Source organism: Allobosea sp. RIT-PG3_2 (assembly GCF_057321085.1).
This window is the reverse complement of the sequence record NZ_JBXWCA010000009.1, coordinates 25,675-44,500: the sequence shown is the minus strand read 5'-3', so window position 1 is coordinate 44,500 and position 18,826 is coordinate 25,675. Positions and strand designations below refer to the sequence as shown.

The 18,826-nt window shown below is 66.2% G+C and carries 17 protein-coding genes; 16 read left to right on the top strand and 1 reads right to left on the bottom strand.

The annotated features are described in order from the left end of the window. Positions 1–36: 36 nt before the first annotated feature. The 16 genes from AC2FAN_RS21820 to terL all read left to right on the top strand — a co-directional run bounded on the left by AC2FAN_RS21820 (position 37) and on the right by terL (position 17,218). Positions 37–1,326, top strand: coding sequence for an ABC transporter substrate-binding protein (locus AC2FAN_RS21820; RefSeq protein ID WP_485176300.1), 1,290 nt, complete (start codon positions 37–39; stop codon positions 1,324–1,326). A gap of 72 nt (positions 1,327–1,398) precedes the next feature. Next, on the top strand, positions 1,399–2,319 hold the full coding sequence (locus tag AC2FAN_RS21815) for a branched-chain amino acid ABC transporter permease (protein ID WP_485176299.1): 921 nt from the start codon (positions 1,399–1,401) through the stop codon (positions 2,317–2,319). Positions 2,320–2,323: 4 nt separating this feature from the next. After that, entirely contained in the window at positions 2,324–3,352 is a 1,029-nt protein-coding gene (locus AC2FAN_RS21810) for a branched-chain amino acid ABC transporter permease (RefSeq protein WP_485176298.1), read from the top strand. After that, positions 3,352–4,101, top strand: a complete 750-nt coding sequence (locus AC2FAN_RS21805) for an ABC transporter ATP-binding protein (protein ID WP_485176296.1) — start codon at positions 3,352–3,354, stop codon at positions 4,099–4,101. The genes AC2FAN_RS21810 and AC2FAN_RS21805 overlap by 1 nt, the downstream gene beginning before the upstream one ends. Then, entirely contained in the window at positions 4,094–4,789 is a 696-nt protein-coding gene (locus tag AC2FAN_RS21800; protein ID WP_485176295.1) for an ABC transporter ATP-binding protein, read from the top strand. Before AC2FAN_RS21805 ends, AC2FAN_RS21800 begins: the two co-directional genes overlap by 8 nt. A 2-nt stretch (positions 4,790–4,791) precedes the next feature. After that, positions 4,792–5,415 (top strand): ATP-binding cassette domain-containing protein, encoded by a 624-nt coding sequence (locus AC2FAN_RS21795; RefSeq protein WP_485176294.1) that lies wholly within the window; start codon positions 4,792–4,794, stop codon positions 5,413–5,415. Beyond that, positions 5,412–6,437 (top strand): Gfo/Idh/MocA family protein, encoded by a 1,026-nt coding sequence (locus tag AC2FAN_RS21790; RefSeq protein ID WP_485176292.1) that lies wholly within the window; start codon positions 5,412–5,414, stop codon positions 6,435–6,437. Before AC2FAN_RS21795 ends, AC2FAN_RS21790 begins: the two co-directional genes overlap by 4 nt. Beyond that, positions 6,434–7,255: an SDR family NAD(P)-dependent oxidoreductase gene (locus AC2FAN_RS21785; protein WP_485176290.1), complete on the top strand. Its 822-nt coding sequence runs from the start codon at positions 6,434–6,436 to the stop codon at positions 7,253–7,255. Before AC2FAN_RS21790 ends, AC2FAN_RS21785 begins: the two co-directional genes overlap by 4 nt. Then, a complete protein-coding gene (gene araD / locus AC2FAN_RS21780) occupies positions 7,252–8,976 on the top strand; it encodes an L-arabinonate dehydratase (protein ID WP_485176288.1) in 1,725 nt (574 codons plus the stop codon). The genes AC2FAN_RS21785 and araD overlap by 4 nt, the downstream gene beginning before the upstream one ends. Before the next feature lie 17 nt (positions 8,977–8,993). Further along, positions 8,994–10,433 carry an NAD-dependent succinate-semialdehyde dehydrogenase gene (locus AC2FAN_RS21775; protein WP_485176287.1) on the top strand — a complete coding sequence of 480 codons (1,440 nt, stop codon included), beginning with the start codon at positions 8,994–8,996 and terminating at the stop codon, positions 10,431–10,433. A 362-nt stretch (positions 10,434–10,795) separates the two neighbouring features. Next, on the top strand, positions 10,796–11,125 hold the full coding sequence (locus tag AC2FAN_RS21770) for a DUF3489 domain-containing protein (RefSeq protein WP_485176286.1): 330 nt from the start codon (positions 10,796–10,798) through the stop codon (positions 11,123–11,125). 20 nt (positions 11,126–11,145) lie between these two features. Further along, the gene (locus AC2FAN_RS21765) at positions 11,146–11,586 is read left to right on the top strand and encodes a DUF2924 domain-containing protein (RefSeq protein WP_485176285.1); all 441 of its coding nucleotides are present in this window, start codon (positions 11,146–11,148) and stop codon (positions 11,584–11,586) included. Then, a complete protein-coding gene (locus AC2FAN_RS21760; protein WP_485176284.1) occupies positions 11,583–13,073 on the top strand; it encodes a recombinase family protein in 1,491 nt (496 codons plus the stop codon). Before AC2FAN_RS21765 ends, AC2FAN_RS21760 begins: the two co-directional genes overlap by 4 nt. Positions 13,074–13,783: 710 nt before the next feature. Continuing rightward, positions 13,784–15,274 carry a site-specific DNA-methyltransferase gene (locus AC2FAN_RS21755; protein WP_485176282.1) on the top strand — a complete coding sequence of 497 codons (1,491 nt, stop codon included), beginning with the start codon at positions 13,784–13,786 and terminating at the stop codon, positions 15,272–15,274. Between the two features lie 11 nt (positions 15,275–15,285). Next, positions 15,286–15,741, top strand: coding sequence for a DUF5681 domain-containing protein (locus AC2FAN_RS21750; protein WP_485176281.1), 456 nt, complete (start codon positions 15,286–15,288; stop codon positions 15,739–15,741). Then, on the top strand, positions 15,734–17,218 hold the full coding sequence (gene terL / locus AC2FAN_RS21745) for a phage terminase large subunit (RefSeq protein WP_485176280.1): 1,485 nt from the start codon (positions 15,734–15,736) through the stop codon (positions 17,216–17,218). The genes AC2FAN_RS21750 and terL overlap by 8 nt, the downstream gene beginning before the upstream one ends. Before the next feature lie 265 nt (positions 17,219–17,483). Here terL and AC2FAN_RS21740 read toward each other — a convergent pair whose 3' ends face one another. Further along, positions 17,484–18,683 (bottom strand): hypothetical protein, encoded by a 1,200-nt coding sequence (locus tag AC2FAN_RS21740; protein ID WP_485176279.1) that lies wholly within the window; start codon positions 18,681–18,683, stop codon positions 17,484–17,486. Between the last annotated feature and the right edge of the window lie 143 nt (positions 18,684–18,826).

Below are 18,826 nucleotides of genomic sequence, written 5' to 3'. Positions count from 1 at the left end.
ACGGGCACGAGCCCGTCCGTTTCGGGGAGGATATCGATGTCGAAGATTCAGGTTTCGCGACGTGGTCTGTTGGGTGCTGCCGGCGCTGCGTCCGCGGTCTCGCTGTTCGCCGGTCCGTGGAAGCATAATCGCGTCTGGGCGCAAGGCGCGGCCAAGCCGATCCGGATCGGCATCACGGCCGATGCCAGCGGCATGTATGCCAACTCCGGCGCCAGCGACAAGCGCGGCATGATGATGGCGATCGCCGAGGCCAATGAGCGCGGCGGCGTGCTCGGCCGCAAGGTCGAGTTCGTCCATATCGACACCGAGACGACCGCCGCCACCGGAAGTCGCGTCGCCGAGCGGATGATCAGCCGCGAGCAATGCGGCTTCCTCGTCGGGGCAGTCCATTCCGGCGTCGCCAACGCGATCAGCCAGGTCGCCCAGAAATACGGCGTGATCTACATCAACACGAACTCGTCCTCACCGACCGAGGCGGGTCAGAACTGCCACCGCGTCAAATTCGTCTTCGATGGCAACGGCACCAATTTCGCCAAGGCCGCGGTCAAGAGCGCGATCGAGCGTTTCGGGCCGGACTGGATGCTCCTGACCAACGATTATGTCTGGGGCCACGACACCGCCGCGGCGACCAAGGCCCTGCTGAAGGAATATGGCGGCAAGGTCATGGACGAGGTGCTGATCCCCCAGGGCACGCGTGACTTCACCTCTGCCCTGCTGAAGGTGCAGCAGCGCAAGCCCGGCGTCGTGTCCGCTGCGATCGGCGGCGACGACCAGAAGGCGATGCGCCAGCAGGTGGTACAGCTTAAGATGGGCGACAAGCCGGCCTGGATCAACAGTCAGCAGGACTGGGATGATGTCTACGGCCTGCCGATCGAGAACCTCTTCGGCGTTTTCGGCACGACCTGGTACTACCGCCTCGATCTCCCGGGCGTGGCCGACTTCGTCAAGCGCTACCAGACGATGTATCCCGAGACGGCCATGCGCTCGCCCGGCAACGTCTTCTACAACGGCTACATGTCGATCCGGGAACTCCTCGGAGCCATCGAGCGTGCCGGCACGACCAACAACATCGCCGTGATCAAGGCGCTGGAAGGTCACAAGATTTCGGCCCGCGACCGCATGCAGCATTTCGATGCGACGATCGACGCCCAGACGCATCAGGTCCAGCAGACGATCTACCTAGCCACGGCCAACAAGGCGCCGAACGAGAAGGACGACATCTTCGACGTCCTGAGTCAGGCCAAGGCGGAGGATGTCCGCGACACGGATTCCGCCAAGCTCTGCAAGCTCGAATCCTACGAGCAGACGCCAACCTTCGACGCCTGATCCGTCCTGCCATTCGCGGCCGTCGCCCGACGGTCGCGAATGACGGCATCGCTGCATCCGGACGGAACACGCATGATCGATCTTCTGCCCCACATCATCAACGGCCTGACATTGGGCCTGCTCTTCGCTCTGATCGCGCTAGGCTTCACCCTGATCGTCGGCGTGATGGAGGTGATCAATCTCGCCCATGGCTCGCTGTTTGCGATCGGCGCCTATTTCGCTCTGACGGTGATCGGCGGCGGCTGGTTCGCGGGAACGCCCTTCGGCTCCTGGTGGCTGAGCCTGCCGCTTGGTCTCCGCTATGTGCTCGCGCTGGCGATCGGGCCGGCCCTGGCGGGGCTCGCCGGCATGCTGATCGAACTGTGCCTGCGCCCGACCTATGGCAAGCCGCCGCTCTACGGCCTGCTGCTGACCTTCGGCGCCGCGCTCGTCATCGAGGAACTGATCCGGCTGGTCTGGGGCACGGGCGAGCAGAATCTGGCGCTGCCGCAGGCGATCAATGGCGCCTTTCTGCTGAACGACATGATCTTCTCGACCTACCGCTTCTTCGCCGCCGGCTTCAGCATCGCCGCGATCCTGGCCGTCTGGCTTTTCCTCGAACGCACCTCGGCCGGCGCCGTGATCAAGGCGGGTGCGCATGACAGCGAAATGGTCCGTGCGCTCGGCTACGATCTCGCCAGGCTGAGGCTGCTCGTCTTCGGCTTCGGCGCCGCGCTGGCCGGGCTTGCCGGGGTGGTGATGGTGCCGATCTGGGGCCTGCGCCCGCATGTCGGCGTCGATATCGTCATCCCCGCCTTCCTCATCATCGTCATCGGCGGCGTCGGCAGCTTCTGGGGCGCTGTCATCGCGGCGCTTCTGGTCGGCCTCGCCATGGGCATCACCGGCGCCTATGCGGCCGCCTGGGCGACGATGTCGATGTACCTGCTCCTCATCGCCGTCCTCGGGTTCCGCAGCCGCGGCCTCCTCGGTCGCAAGAGCGCGCTGGAGAACTGACCCCATGATCTCGCTCTCGGACATTCCTGCGCGCCCGTCGGCCTGGATCACGCTGCCGATGATCGTCCTCGCTATACTGCTGCTGGCGACGCCATGGCTGCTGCCTGCCGTTGGGCTTTATCAGTATCTCGGCATCGAGATCGCGATCTGGGTCGCCTTCGCGCTCGGGTTCAACCTGCTGTTCGGCTATACCGGCCTGCACTCCTTCGGCCACGGCGCCTATCTCGGCATCGGCGCCTATGCCTTCGGACTGTTTCAGCAACATGTTGCCGCCAGCCTCTGGGGCGGCCTGCTGGCAGCCGTGCTGGCGGCGGGCATCGCCGGCGCGCTGGTCGGGGCGTTCCTGTCGCATCGCCGCGGCATCTACTACGCGCTGCTGACGATCGGCTTCGGCCAGATCTTCTGGTTCCTCGCCATGAAGCTGCATCGCGTCACCGGCGGCGAGGACGGCCTGCTCGGCATTCCGCGCCCGCCGCTGACGCTGGGACCCTGGCAGGTCGCCCTGACCGACAATCGCGCGCTGTTCTATTTCGCCGCGGCACTGCTGATGATCGTTGTCGTGCTGTGCTGGCGCCTGGCGAATTCGCCCTTCGGCCGCGTGCTGCAGGCCATCCGCCAGAACGAGACCCGCGCCCGCTTCGTCGGCTACGAGGTCTGGCGCTTCAAATGGGCCGTCTTCACGCTCTCGGCGATGCTGGCGGGCCTCGCCGGCAGCCTGCTCGCGATGGCCCAGCAGAGCGCCTATCCCGACGTGATGAGCCTGCACCAATCCGGGCTCGTCGTGATGATGGTGCTGGTCGGCGGCGGCCTCGTCAGCTTCTGGGGTCCGGTGCTGGGCGTCTTGTTCTACTTCGTCGCCCGCGACGTGCTCGGCGGCCTCACCGAGACCTGGCTGCTCTGGTACGGCCTGATCTTCATGGCGATGGTGATGCTGCGGCCCGAAGGGCTGGCGGGCATGCTCCACGGCCTCTCGCGGCGCAGACCGCCGCTCCAGCCGGCCGCAGCACCGGCCCCCGCGACGGAGGCCGTATGATGGCTCTCTTCGAAGCCCGCAACATCCACAAGCGCTTCGGTTGGCGCGTCGTGCTGGAGAACATCTCGCTGTCCTTCGAGGCCGGCCAGGTCAGCGGCATCATGGGCCCCAACGGCGCCGGCAAGTCGACCTGCTTCCATGTGCTCACCGGCCAGCACAAGCCCGACCGAGGCGAGGTTAAGTTCGACGGCCAGCGCATCTCGGGCCTGCCGCCGCAGCGCATCGCCCGGATGGGCGTCTCGCGCTCCTTCCAGTTGATGAACCTGTTCGACGACACGGTCGTCATCGAGAACGTCATGCTGGCGCTGCCCGCCTTCAGGGCGCGCCGTCTGCACGCGATGGCGGCCGTCTTCTCGGACCGCGCCCTGATCGACCAGGCGCGGGCTGTGCTCGACCAGGTCGGACTTGCGGGACGCGCCTGGGATGCAGCCGCCTCGCTCAGCTATGGAGACCGCCGCGCACTGGAGATCGCGGTGGCGCTCGCCGCCGAGCCGCGCATCCTCTTCCTCGACGAGCCGACATCGGGGCTCGGCGTCGAGGCGACGCGCCGTCTCGCCCAGCTCGTGAAGCGGCTGCGCGATCGCTACACGATCGTGATGATCGAGCACGACATGCGCTTCCTATTCGAGCTCGCCGACAGGATTTCGGTGATCCACTGGGGCCAGGTCATCGCCGAGGGAACCCCGGAGCATCTTGGCGACAACAAATGGGTGCGGCGCTCGACACTTGCGGAGGCGACCCATGCTTGAGATCCGCGACATCGAAACCTTCTATGGCGAGACGCAGGCGCTGTTTGGCACCTCGCTGAGGGTTGGCGAGGGCGAGATCGTCTCGCTGCTCGGCGCCAACGGCGCCGGCAAGACCACGACGATCCGCTCGATCCTGGGCCTGACGCCGCCGCGTCGCGGCCAGATCCGCTTCGACGGACAGGACATCACCAGGCGCCCGACCCATCGCATTTCAGCCATGGGCATCGGCTGGGTGCCCGATGACCGCCGCATCTTCCCGACGCTGACCGTCGCGCGCAACCTGCAGATCGGCATGCGCAAGACTCGTTTCCGGTCCTGGCAGGTCGGCGAGATGTTCTCGATCTTCTCGGCGCTCGAACATCTGATGCCGCGCGAATGCGAGAACCTCTCCGGCGGCGAGATGCAGATGGTCGCGATCTCACGGGCGCTGCTGGGCTCGCCCGGGCTCGTCCTGCTCGACGAGCCGAGCCAGGGGCTCGCGCCCAAGATCGTCCAGGACGTGCTGGCGACGGTGCGGCGCCTCAAGGCCGAGGGTATCTCCGTTCTGATCGTCGAGCAGAACGCACTCGCCGCGCTCGAGGTCTCGGACCGCGCCTATGTCATGGACCGCGGCCGCATCGTCCATGAGGGGGCCGCCCGCGACCTGCTCGACGACAGATCCCAGCGCCAGCGCCTGATCGGAATGTGACCATGAGCGCGATGCTTGACGTCAGCAATCTCTCGAAGACCTACACACGCGGCCGACTCGATCGCACGCCAACTTTCCGGCTCGACGCGGATTTCCGCATCGAGGAGCCGGCGATCGTCGGCATGATGGGCCCCAATGGCTCCGGCAAGACCACCCTGTTCGAGCTGATCACCGGCTCGAACAGCCCGACGGAGGGCACCGTCGCGGTCTGCGGCCGCAACATTCACCGCGTCCGTACCGACGAGCGCGATCGCCTCGCCATCCACTACCACCAGTCCTACCAGGTGCGGCATTTCCGGTCGCTGCGCCCCAACGCCCTGATGGAGCGCGCCGGCAGCGAATACCCGCTGGTCCATCTCTTCGACGAACCGCAGTTCAACACGCAGGACGGCTATATCGGCTTCATGCTGGATTTCTTCCGGCGGCTGCGTTCGGAGGGACGGCTGGTCTTCCTCTGCGTCCACCCCAATGAGCGCTTCCATCTCGAGATCCTCGAGGAGATCTGCGAGCGCTTCATCTTCGTCAACAAGGGCGTCGTCACGCCGCTGCCGGATTATGCCGGCCTGCTCGCCCATGAACCGGCCCGCGCCTATCTCGGCAATCTCCTGACGGAGCGGGCCGCGTGACCGGCTCCGGCAACCCCTCGGATGCGGCACCGCTGCGCGTCGCGCTGGTCGGCGCGGGGCTGATCAGCCTCTACCATCTTCGCGCCTGGGTGGCTGCCGGTGCCGAGATCGTCGCCATCTGCGACATCGACCGGGCGAAGGCGCAGGCCCGCGCCAAGGAATTCGGCATCGGCCGCGTCTATGACGACCCCGCCGATCTGTTCCGCGATGGCGGCTTCGAGGCGGTGGACATCGCAGCCTCGCTCGCAGCCCACGACCCGGTCGCCCGGATGGCCGCCGATCATGGCGTCCACATCATGCTGCAGAAGCCGATGGTGGAGACGGTGGCGCAAGCCGAGGCCCTGATAGCCCATGTCGGCGAGCGGGTCCGCTTCATGGTGCATGAAAACTACCGCTTCCGGCCGCATTACATGACCGTGCGGCGCTGGCTGGCGGAGGACCGGATCGGGCAGCCGCGCCATGCCGCGATCGTCTGCCGGGGCTCGGGCCTGTGCCCGCGCCCGGACGCCGAGCCCTTCCTGCTCGAACGCCAGCCATATCTCCGGACGTTTCGGCGCAACCTCGTCTTCGAGACGATGATCCACCATCTCGACGTGCTGCGCTGCCTGCTCGGGCCGCTGCGCGTCGTCGCCGCCAGGCTGAACCGGCTGGCGGAAGGCCTGCCCGGCGAGGACACCGCCGCGATCCTGCTGGAAGGCGAGAACGGGTTGATCGCGACCGCCGATGGCTGCATCTGCGCGCCCGGCTATGCGCCGCTGCATGGCGACCGGCTCGAGATCGTCGGCACCCGCGCCACGGTGGTGATGGACTACGACCGCGTCTTCCTCGTCGGCGCGGAGGCGCAGGCCGAGCGCGTCGACCTGCTCGGCCGCTATCAGGACTGTTTCGATGCCGCGATGGCCGCCTTCGTTACCGGTCTGCGCGACGGCACGCCCTTCGAGACCGACCGCCTCGACAATCTGGAAACCCTTCGGCTGATGGAATCCGTCTATCAGGCCGCCGCCCTGGAGCCTGCCGCATGAACCGGCCCGAAGGACACCTGACGCCGCAGATCGACCTCGATGCGATCGACCGGCTCTTCGACATCCGGGGGCTGCGCGTCTTCCTGCCGGGCGGCTATGGCGCGCTCGGCGAGGCGATCGCACTGGCGATGACGCGGCACGGCGCCCATGTCGCCATCGCCGGCCCCAGCGCCGCCAAGGCCGAGGCACTGGCGCACCGGCTGCGCGCGCCAGGCGTCGAGAGCCATGGTTTCGAGCTCGATGCGCGCTCGCCCGCCGCGATCGCGGCAGTCATCGATCGCGCAGCCGAGGCGATGGGCGGCATCGACGTGCTGGTCAACTGCGTCGGCATCCAACGCGAGCAGCGGCTGATGGATGTCGACGAGGCGACCTTCGACGACGTCTACGAGATCAACCTGAAATCGGCGATGTTCCTGGGCCAGGCGGTGGCGCGCCACCAGATCGCGCAGGGAACCGGCGGCCGCCAGATCCACCTGCTTTCGGTGCGCTCGCAACTGGCGCTGCGCAACCGCGGCTATTCCGCCTACTGCGCCACCAAGGGCGGTCTCGTCATGCTGGTCAAGCAGCATGCGATGGAGCTTGCCGAGCACAACATCACCGTCAACGGCGTCGCGCCGACCTTCATCCAGTCCGAGCGCATCCGCCATCATCTCGAGCGCGAGGGCTTCCGCGACTTCATCCTCGACCGCAATCCGCTCGGGAGGATCGGCGATCCCGTCGAGGTCGTCGGGCAGGTCATCACCTTCGCGGCGCCGGCCGGCAGCTACATGACCGGCCAGATCGTCTATATCGACGGCGGCGTGACGGCGAGCCAATGACGAAGCCGCCGCTTCGCAGCGCCCGCTGGTTCGACACCGACGACCTCCGCGGCTTCGGCCATCGCTCGCGCCTGATGCAGATGGGCTATGGCGTCGAGGACTGGAACGGCCGCCCCGTCATCGCGATCATCAACACCTGGTCCGACATCAACCCGTGTCACGCGCATTTCCGCCAGCGTGTCGAGGACGTGAAGCGCGGCGTGCTGCAGGCCGGCGGCTTCCCGCTGGAGCTGCCGGCGATCTCGCTGTCGGAGAACTTCGTCAAGCCGACGACGATGCTCTACCGCAACTTCCTGGCGATGGAGGCCGAAGAGCTGCTGCGCTCCCACCCCGTCGACGGCGCCGTGCTGATGGGCGGCTGCGACAAGACCACGCCCGGCCTGATCCTGGGCGCGATCAGCGCCGACATTCCGGCAATCTTCCTGCCTGCGGGGCCAATGCTGCGCGGCAATCTGCGCGGCGAGGTGCTGGGCTCCGGCTCCGATGCCTGGAAGTTTTGGGACGATCGCCGCGCCGGCAAGATCGACGCCCAGGAATGGCAGGCGGTGGAGGCCGGTATCGCCCGCTCCTACGGCCATTGCATGACGATGGGCACCGCCAGCACCATGACCGCCATCGCCGAGGCGATGGGGCTGACGCTCTCGGGCGCCACCTCGATCCCGGCTGCCGATTCCAGCCATATCCGCATGGCGACCGAGACCGGCCGGCGCGTCGTGGCGATGGTGGAAGAGGACCTACGACCCGCAGTCGTGCTCTCGCGCGCCTCCTTCGAGAACGCCATCGCGGTCGCCATGGCAATGGGCTGCTCGACCAACGCCATCATCCACCTCATTGCAATGGCGCGCCGGGCCGGCCAGGACATCGGCCTCGCCGATTTCGAAGCGGCGAGCCGGATCGTCCCCGTGCTGGCAAACATCCGCCCCTCCGGCGAGCGCTATCTGATGGAGGATTTCTACTATGCTGGCGGGTTGCGCGGCCTGATGAGCCGGCTCGCGCAGCACCTCTCTCTCGACGCGGCGACGGTGGAGGGGCGCTCGCTGGGCGCCGCGATCGAGGGCGCGCAGATCTGGAACGACGACGTCATCCGGCCGCTGGACAGGCCGGTATCGACGGAGCCGGCGCTGGCGGTGCTCTACGGCAATATCGCGCCGCTTGGCTGCGTGATGAAGCCATCGGCGGCCGAGCCGCATCTGCTCGACCATACTGGCCCGGCGCTAGTCTTCGACAGCTATGCGCAGATGAAGGCTGAGATCGATGATCCCGATCTGCCCGTCACCGCCGATACCATCCTTCTGATGCGCGGCGCCGGTCCGCAGGGCGGGCCGGGCATGCCGGAATGGGGCATGCTGCCGATTCCGAAAAAGCTCCTCAAGCAGGGCGTGCGCGACATGCTGCGCATCTCCGATGCCCGCATGTCCGGCACCAGCTACGGCGCCTGCATCCTGCATGTCGCGCCAGAGGCCCATATCGGCGGGCCGCTCGCGCTCGTCCGCAGCGGCGATCTCATTCGCGTCGACGTCGCGGCCCGCAGCATAAACCTGTGGGTCGACGAGGCGGAGCTGGAGTGTCGACGCGCCGCGCTGCGGCTGCCCGCGCCCCGCTTCGAGCGCGGCTACGGCTGGATGTTCTCCCGCCATATCGGCCAGGCCCATGAGGGCTGCGACTTCGATTTCCTCGAAACCTCATTCGGTGCGCCGGTCGGCGAGCCGGACATCCTGTGACCGTGCTGGAGATACCCATGTCCAACCTTGCGCCAAAACTCCTGATCGGGGGCGAGTTCCGGCCGGCCACGTCGCTGCCGCCGCTGTCCGTCTGCAATCCCTGCACGGAGGAGTTGCTCTGGACGGCGCCTCGCGCCGGCGCAGCCGAGGTCGAGGAGGCGCTGCATCATGCGCGCGCCGCGCTCAAGACCTGGTCGAAGGTGCATGGCTGGGAGCGGGCCAAGGTGCTGCGCGGCATCGCCCGGGCGATGGAGTCGCGCAAGGGTGCTCTGGCGAGCGCGCTGTCGCATGAGATCGGCCGGCCGATCGCCCAGTCTGAGGGTGAGGTGCTGATCGCGATCGAGCAGTTCGACTGGTTTGCCGGCGAGGCCGAGCGCCTTTTCGGCGAGACCATTCCCTCGCGCCAGGGCGGCCGCCTGGCGACGGCGCTGGAGCCTGTCGGCATCGTCGCCGCCTTCACCGCCTGGAACTTCCCAATCAACCTGTTGGCGCGCAAGATCGCGCCCGCGCTCGCGGCCGGTTGCCCGATCATCTGCCGCCCGTCGGAGCAGACGCCGCTGACCTCAACCCTGATCGCCGAGGCCTGCGTCGAAGGCGGCGCGCCGGCCGGGACCGTCCAGATGCTCTTCGGCCCGGCCGAGACGATCACGCCTCTCCTGATGGCAGCCGAGGAGGTGCGCAAAATCTCGCTCACCGGCTCGACGCGCGTCGGCCAGATGCTGCTCGCCGAAGCGGCCAAGACCGTGAAGCGCTGCTCGATGGAACTCGGCGGCCATGCCCCCGTCGTGATCTGCGAGGATGCCGACGTCGACAGCGCCGCGACCCTCTGCGCCCAGTTCAAGTTCCGCAATGCCGGCCAGGTCTGCATCGCTCCGAACCGCTTCTATGTGCATGAGAGCCTGGCCGAACGCTTCGCCAGGGGCATGGTCAAGGCCGCCGAGGCACTCGTGCTGGGCGACAGTCAGGACCAGGCGAGCTCGATGGGTCCGTTGACGCTCGCCAGCCAGCGCGACCGCGTCGAGACCCTGTCGAACGAAACCGAGGCCTCGGGCGCGCGGCGCCTCACCGGCGGGCGACGTCCGGCCAGCCGCAACAAGGGCTTCTTCTTCGAGCCGACCGTCTTCGCCGACGTGCCGGACGACGCCCGCATCATGCGCAACGAGCCTTTCGGGCCGCTGGCACCGATCGCCACCTTCCGCCACTTCGACGACGCGATCGCGCGGGCTAACTCGACCCCTTACGGCCTTGCCGCCTATGGCTTCACCGGCAGCCAGCGCTATGCCGAGGCGCTGAGCTCAGGCCTCAGCGCCGGCATGGTCGGCATCAACACCTTCATGATCGCCCATGCCGAGGCGCCGTTCGGCGGCATCAACCATTCCGGCATGGGCCGCGAGGGCGGCCGCCAGGCAATCCACGATTATCTCAACGTCAAGCTGACGCATTTCATGGCGATGTGAGCTGGCCTCGACCGGGAAATGTCGGCGAAGCGACCAAATCCCGCGGCAGCGCGTGTCGCCAGATTTTGGACTGCTTGAAAGAGGACGTTGCGAGAGGCTGTCAGCGACCCACCCAACTGCGGAAGCCCGTCGCCAACTAAGCCGCCCGGAAGCGGACGTGCCAGACTTCTACGGCTTGGCCTGGCAACCAAATCGCTTTCTGCGCCACGCGACATTCGACTGGACTTCGTTCGCACGGCACGCATTGGTGTCGAAGGCGCGGAGATACGCGTCGATCTTCTAAGCTAACCCTGCCGGCGTCGCGCCGAGGCGGGGTCGCGGTGGTGCGGGGATGGCCCCGCTGCAACCGCGAGGAGATCGCCATGACACGCCGAAGCCGCAAGGCCGACACCACTCCTGCGATCGACACATCGTCCGCTTCTGAGAGCGAAGCCATCTCAGCGGTGGTCTACGGATCGCCTTTGCCGCCCCGTCCCGGCAGTAAGCTCGGCATTGTCTTGGGCCTGCTGCAGGCCGCCGAGGGGGTGAGTCTCGCCAAGCTCGCAGCCGTGACGGACTGGCAGCCACACACGACGCGCGCCGCCCTGACCGGCCTGCGAAAGCGCGGCTACGTCATCTCGCATGAGAATGTCGGCGCTGCCGATGGAGCGGAGTGCTCGGTCTACCGCATCACCGCGGGCCAGGCACAATGAGCAGGGCCCCACGCGATAACATGGCCCAGCCCTCGGCGTCGGGCCTGGCCGACGAGGTGGCCGCTCTGGCGAGCCTCGGCTTCGATGAGCTGCGGGCCCGCTTTCGCCGGCTGTATCGCACGGCCGCTCCGGCCGGCCTGTCGCGCGATCTGATCGCGCGGCTGGTCGCCCATCGGCTGCAGGAGCAGCAGCTCGGCAAGCTTGATGATGAACTGGCGCGACACCTGGCGAAGCTGGCGCGGGGCCAGGAAACCCGACGACGCATCAAGACCGGCTCAGTCCTGGTCCGCGAGCACGACGGCGTCAACCATGAGGTCGTGATCGTGCCCGGCGGCTTCCTCTGGAATGGCGAGACACATCGCAGTCTCTCGACACTGGCCAAGCGGATCACAAGGACCACCTGGAACGGACCGCGCTTCTTCGGATTGCGGCAGCGGCAGGCCGCGAGGGCCACCCCATGATCCGCGAGCCGGCAACAAGGCCGCAGCGCTGCGCGATCTACACGCGCAAGTCGACCGAGCATAATCTCGATCTCGCCTTTAACTCGCTCGATGCCCAAAGAGAGGCCTGCGAGGCCTATATCAAGAGCCAGGCCCATGAAGGCTGGAGCCTCATCGGTGATCGCTATGACGATGGCGGCTTGTCTGGCGCATCCTTGCAGCGCCCTGCCCTGCAGCAGCTGCTCGATGCGGTCCGCGCAAGGCGCATCGACATCATCGTCGTCTACAAGGTCGATCGCCTGACGCGCTCACTCGCTGACTTCGCCAAGCTGGTCGAGCTCTTCGATGAGCACGGCGTCTCCTTCGTCTCGGTCACCCAGTCCTTCAACACGACAACAAGCATGGGCAGGCTGACGCTCAACGTCCTGCTCTCCTTCGCCCAGTTCGAACGCGAGGTCATCGGCGAGCGCGTTCGCGACAAGATCGCGGCGTCCAAGACCAAAGGGCTTTGGGTCGGCGGCCCGGTCCCGCTGGGCTATCGCAGTGAGAAGAAGCAACTCGTCATGGTCGAGCAGGAGGCTACGCTGGTGCGTCGCATCTTCCAGCTTTATCTCGATCTCGGCTCGGTCGGAGCGGTGGCCGAGACCCTGGGTCGTGAGGGCATCGTCACCAGACTGGGTCATCGCTTCCGTGTCGGCATGCTCGCCCATCTGCTCAAGAACCGCTTCTATCTCGGCGAGATCGTCTGGCACGGCGTCTCACATCGTGGTGCCCATGTACCGATTGTCACGGTCGAGATCTTCGACGCCGTTCAACGGCACCTCGCTGCGGCCGCCATCGAGCGCAAGGGACGATCGGCGAACTCAGCCTTTACGCTTGCGGGTCTGCTGCATGACGATGCGGGCAACCGGATGAGCCCGAGCCATGCCCGCAAGAACGGGGCGCGGTATCGCTACTATGTCTCGCAGGCGCTGATCCAGCATCGCAAGGCTCAAGCCGGATCCATTGCCCGGATCTCGGCTCCCGAGATCGAAGCCGCTGTGTTGGCCGCAACTCCCAATCCTGCTCAGATCGCGCGCGTCAACCTGCACCGAGATTGTCTGATCATCGCGCTCCAGTCTCCCGATGATGCAGGCGAGGCCAGCACGACAAAGATTCCCTTCGCCTGGCAGCCTCAGGGTCGGCGCAAGGGCGTCGCGCATGAGCCCACGCAGAAGCCCCGGCTCGATCATGATTCCGCGGAGGCGATCCTGACCATGATTGCCCAGGCGAGACGCTGGATGGCGCAGCTGATCGATGGCTCGATGGCCTCGACCGATGCGATCGCGATCCGCGAAGGTGTGGGCGAACGCAATATCCGCAAGCTGCTGCCGCTGACTTGTCTCTCGCCGAATATCATCCGCGCCATTGCCGATGGCACTGCCCCGGCCAATCTCACCATCAGCAGACTGACCTCAGCTCTGCCTCACGACTGGGCGAGCCAGGAGCACCGCATCCTCGTTCACTGAGCACCGCGATCAGCTATCGATTTGAGCCCGCCTCCAAGGCGGGTTTTTTCTCGTCCAGCGAATCTGTCGAACCAGTCTCGCCAAAAGCTGCTGCGAACCGGTCTCAGCCAAAATCCCGCGGAACACAAAACCGGCCTGCCCAGACCGAGCCTCAGAAACCGGCCCGATAGCATGGGTTCTGGAGCTTGGATGGCGCGGCGAGACCGCCTCGGCCTGCTAACCCCCCACACCGTCGCAGTAACTGCTCACCCGTCCAAATCCGGCGTTTGGACAATATGCGTGGCTGACGACGCAGTGTCGGGCGAACCGGTCTGGGCCAATAGCGCCAGATCGTGGAGCAATCCGGGGAATTCCCGGGCTTAGGCCGGCGCCTGCGGCCTTCTCGGCCAAGGCTCGGCCTTCTAGCTGCTGTGAGGGAAGTCTGCAGGGAAAACCCGTTCTGCGAGGGGAAGCTTCCATAGGCCGCCCAAGCGGTGTGGCTCGCTAGCCAAGGACACTGTCTTTGTCAAAAAAGGGATTTGAATCAGAGGCTTGAGCGAAGCCAGAGAGTGGTGTAGAGGTGATTCGGTCTAGCGGCAATTTCCCATTTCTTCGGGAGCAATCGCAGGACAGCCCTCGGCCCATGTTGGGCCGGACCACCGCGGATCGCGGTGACGTTGCCAGGATTCCCCCGGCGCGCGGGCTGACCTCTTGCTTCGAAGGATACTGCAATGAGCGCGCCGCTCTTCTCCAAGGTTGCCGCCTCCCCCCAGGACCCCGATGCCGTGCCCGTGCCGAAGCGGCGCGCGATCAAGGCCGCCCTCCCCCCGGGCCAGGCGACCGACGCCCTCTATCGCGATCTGCAGCTCACGGTCGAGCATGTCCCCATCGCAAGCCTCAGGGCCTACAAGCGCGCCTTGCGCCGCCACACGGAGGAGCACGTCGCGCAGCTGCTGGCTTCGATCAGGGCCTTTGGCCTGGTGCAGCCGATCCTGATCGATCGGGACGGCGAGATCGTCGGCGGCCAGGGCCTGCTCGATGCGGCGCGCAAGGCCGGTTACCTGACCGTCCCGGTCATCCGCCTCGGGCACCTCGACGAGGTGCAGCAGCGCACCCTGCGCATCGCCCTGAACGGCCTGGCCGAGAAGTCCGCGTGGGACAGGGAGCTGCTGGCGCTCGAGTTCGGGGAACTGCTCGAGATCGAGCACACGCTCGACCTGAACTTCGGGCTGGAGATCACGGGCTTTGGCTTTCCCGAGATTGATCAGCTGATCGAGAGCGCGGCGACGGCCAGCGGCGAGGCGGCTGATGACGTCCTGCCGGACGAGGCGACCGGCGCCCCGGTCAGCCAGCCCGGCGATCTCTGGCTCCTCGGTGAGCACCGCCTGATCTGCGGCGATGCTCGTAACAGGGCCGTCTATGCCACTCTGCTCGACGGTGAACGCGCCGCGATGGGCATCCACGATGCGCCCTATGACGTCCCGATCTCGGGTCATGTCGCCAAGCCCGGCAAGCACCGCGAGTTCATGATGGGCTCCGGCGAGCTGGGGGCCAACTTCCTCCCGTTCCTCACCGCCTTCCTGACCGCGAGCACGGCCTTCCTCGTGCCGGGCGGTTATCAGTACTGCTTCATGGACTGGCGCCACATCGCCGAGATGCTCGCAGCCGGGCACGGGGCTGGCCTGGAGTTGAAAAACCTTTGCGTCTGGAACAAGGGCTCGGGCGCGATGGGCTCGCTCTACCGCTCCCAGCACGAACTCGTCTTCGTGTTCAAGGACCCGGGCGAGCCCGGCACGAACAACGTGCAGCTCGGCAAGTTCGGGCGGAACCGCACCAATGTCTGGGACTACCCCGGTGCAGCGGGCTTGCGCAAAGAGCTCAAGTTGCATCCGACGCCGAAGAATGTCGCGATGATCGCCGATGCCGTGCGCGACGTCACGCAGCGCAACGAGATCGTGCTCGACGCCTTCTCCGGTTCCGGCACGACGATCATCGCCTGCGCCAAGGTCGGGCGCCGTGCCCACGCGGTCGAACTCGATCCGCACTATGTCGATGTCGGCGTTCGCCGCTGGGAGACCTGGTCTGGCGGTTGCGCTCGCCACGCCGCCACCGGCCTGAGCTTCGCCGAGATGGCCGACCTCCGTCTGCGTCAGGCCGCGGACACGACCTCCGAAGCCCAGCCGACCTTCAAGGTGCGGCAGCGGTCGCGGCAAGTTGCGTGAGGTGACGTGCCATGACCCGCAAGACCCCGAAGAATCCCGCGACCGACTATGAGGTCGGTCGCGGCAAACCCCCGAAAGCCTCCCGCTTCAAGCCGGGGCAGTCCGGCAATCCCGGTGGACGCAAGAAAGGCAGCCGCAACTTCAAGACGATGTTCCTCGAAGTGCTCGAGGCCGACACAGAAATCACGGAGAAGGGCCGTGCGCGGACAGTGCCTGCGATCCAGGCTCTCATTCTCAGCCAGGTTCAGGAAGGCTTGCGCGGGAAGCTGCGCGCCATCGATAGCATATTCGCTCGTTATGAGCGCTACGCTGACGTCGATGCCGAACAGGTCGAGGAGCTGCCGGAAGAGGATCGGGCCCTGCTGCAGCATGTCCTCGCCGGGTACGCGGGCCAGAAGACGCCGCTTGCCACGAAATCCCTGACCCCGCCGCAGCAGGCCGAGGATGAGGAGCATGATCATGAGTGATCGCGCTCGTCTCCTGCGGGCCTTTCTGCGCGAAGACCTGTCGACCTTCAGCCAGAAGGTCTTCGGCACGCTTGAGCCCGGTACACGCTACTTGCACAACTGGCACATCGATCACCTGTGCTGGCAGCTGATGCGGGTCGCACGCGGCGAGGTTCGCCGCCTCATCATCAATGTCCCGCCGCGGTCGATGAAGTCGATCACCGTCTCGGTCGGCTTCCCCGCCTGGGTGATGGGCCAGGACCCCACCAAGCGGATCATCTGCGTGTCCTATGCCGATGATCTCGCGCGCAAGCTCTCGGTCGACACGCGCACGGTGCTCGACAGCCCCTGGTACCGGGCGCTGTTTCCCAGGCTTCAGCTGGCGTCCAAACGCCCGCGCAACATGGAGTTGATCACGACGGAGCAGGGCTATCGCTTTGCCGCGGGCATCAATGGCTCGATCCTCGGCCGCGGGGCGGATCTCATTATCGTCGACGATCCGATCAAGGCGACCGATGCGATGTCGGAGAAGGAGCGGCGGCGGGTCAATGAGGCCTTCGACAACACCCTGCAGACCCGCCTGAATGACAAGCAGACCGGCGCGATCGTGATCATCATGCAGCGCCTGCACGAGGACGATCTCGTCGGGCATGTCATTGGCCGGGAAGACTGGGAGGTCGTCTCGATCCCGGCCATCGAGACCGATGCCAGGACCTACCAGCTCAGCCACAGGCCGGGGCATGTTTATGCGCGGCCCGCGGGCGAGGTCCTTCACGAAGCGCGTGAACCCCTCAGTGTTCTCGAGCAGATGCGGCGCGCACAGGGGTCGCTCACCTTTTCCGCCCAGTATCAGCAGGCTCCGATCCCGCCCGAGGGGAACATCGTCAAACGCGAGTGGCTGCGCTCCTACAGCAAGCCGCCGCAATCCTTCGACTTCATCGTGGCCAGCTGGGATACCGCCTCGACCTTGTCGGAGAGCTCGGATTACTCCGTTGGCACGGTCTGGGGCGCAAAGGGTCTCGACTTCTATCTGCTTGATCTGGTGCGCCAGCGTCTGGAAGTGCCGGAGTTGAAGCGGGAGATCCTCCGCCTCTCCAAGGCCTGGAAGGCCGATCAGACGATCATCGAGAATACCGACATCGGCCGAGCGATCACGCAGGATCTGCGACGGTTTGGCGAATGGCACGCCATCCTGCGCAAGCCGCGCTACGACAAGCAGACGCGCTTTATCATGCAGTCGGCACGCTTCGAGTCAGGTCAGGTCCATGTCCCGCAGGAGGCGCCGTGGCTGGCCACGTGGCTCAACGAGCTCCTGGCTTTCCCGAATGGGCGCCACGACGACCAGGTCGACTCCACCAGCCAGGCGCTGAGCTATCTCACCGGCCGTACCCACCCGCCCCACGCCGCTCAGACCCCGCGTGAGCGCCCTCAGCACATCCGCCGTCCTGCTGGGTTTTCGCGGCCGGCCGGCTTCCAGAGAGGAGGCGTCGAAGAGTAGCGCGGTTGCCTCGATGGGCGAGGAACCAAGAGCCCCTCGAGCGCCATATGATCTCCCGAGCGACGCTGAGACTCTTTTGAGCCGAGGTCGCGCAACAGTGGCAAATTGCGACGGCCGCCGCGTAAGTCGGCTTTGCTCAGGGCAAAATCCTGGCTCGGCGACATTTCCGTGACAATGCTGGTGCGCCCAATCCATTGCTTGCGCTGCTGACGATGCAGCGGCGCCCGTCGAGGTCGGGAAGGATCGTATATGACATGCAGCCGGCTCAGCCCCCCGGGACCAGAGCGCGCACCGCCCTGCCGATCGCTGCGCCGTCGCCCGCTCGCAATCCCGCAGGATCGACAAAGAGAATATTATTAGAGGCCCAGCGTTCGCTGAGATGAATCGGCTTGGCTAGCCGCTGGAGTTCGGACGATACGGTCAAGGCGTCCAGGCCGCCGCAGGTGGTGCCGAATGATAGCTTCAGCCCGGGATAATGGCGCCCGGTGACGACCTCGCAGCTCACATGCTGCGACCCTGCCAGCGCCTCCGAGACCGCGGTCAGCTCGCGAATCATAGCCTCGGTTTCGCTGGCGAGGTCGCGTGTCTCGAAAAGCTCCAATGCTGTGAGCAATCCTACGATCGATTCCTTGTCGACCTTGAATCCGCGGCCAATACCGTGGTGGGGCGGACGACGCCGCAGTTCGTCGGGTATCAGGCCTTCCGCGGGAGACCAGGTGGCCGGCGAGATGTCCATGTCCAACTGCTGAATCAGTGCCGAAGCGACGAGGTCGCGGCGACCGCACAGCAGGCCGGTGCCCTGCGGACCACGAAGCGCCTTGCCGCCGCTGATGGCCACGAGCGCGGCGCCCTCATCAATGAAACGGCGGAGATTCTCCTTCGGAGGCAACTGTGCAGCGGCGTCGACGATCACCGGCAAGCCATGCTGAGCGGCCGTCCTGCAGACCATGGCCAGAGACGCCTGTCCCGGCGGCCCCGCCGTGAAGGCGACGGCGACCGTGCGAGACGTGATCGCGCTTTCGATTTCCCAGGCTTCGAGACCCCTCACCCCCGAGCCGATCGCGATATCGTTGAAGCCGACATCGACGATGCGGGCACCTGCGGCACGTATGGCGTGGTCATAGGCGTTGCGGTGCGCGCGGAACATGATGACTTCGTTGGGTTCGTCATCGATCGCGGGTAATCGCTCCATGATGCGGACGTCGAATCGCGCGAGGCAGGCGGCGGTGGCGAGCGTGAGCGCCGCAGCGGCCCCCCCGGTGACGATGCCGGCCTCCGCTCCGGTATGACGCGCGATGATCGCGCTGGCCCGTGTCTGCAATTCCGTCATGTCGACGAAATGGCCGGCCGCCTCGCGCATGGCGTCGAGCACGGCGGGTGCCATAAGGCTCCCACCCAGTCGCGTCAGCAGACCCGCTCCGTTGATTCGCGTGGCGACGCCGAGACGTTCATAGATATCGGTCACAGTCCGCCTCCGGGGATGACGTCGGTATTCGGCCGCAAAAGCCTGGACAGGAAGGCGCGCGTGCGCTCCTGGCGCGGAACGCGCAGCAATGCGATCGGATGACTTGGCCACCGTCCTTGCCGGGCGGGCCTGCGCCGCGTGGC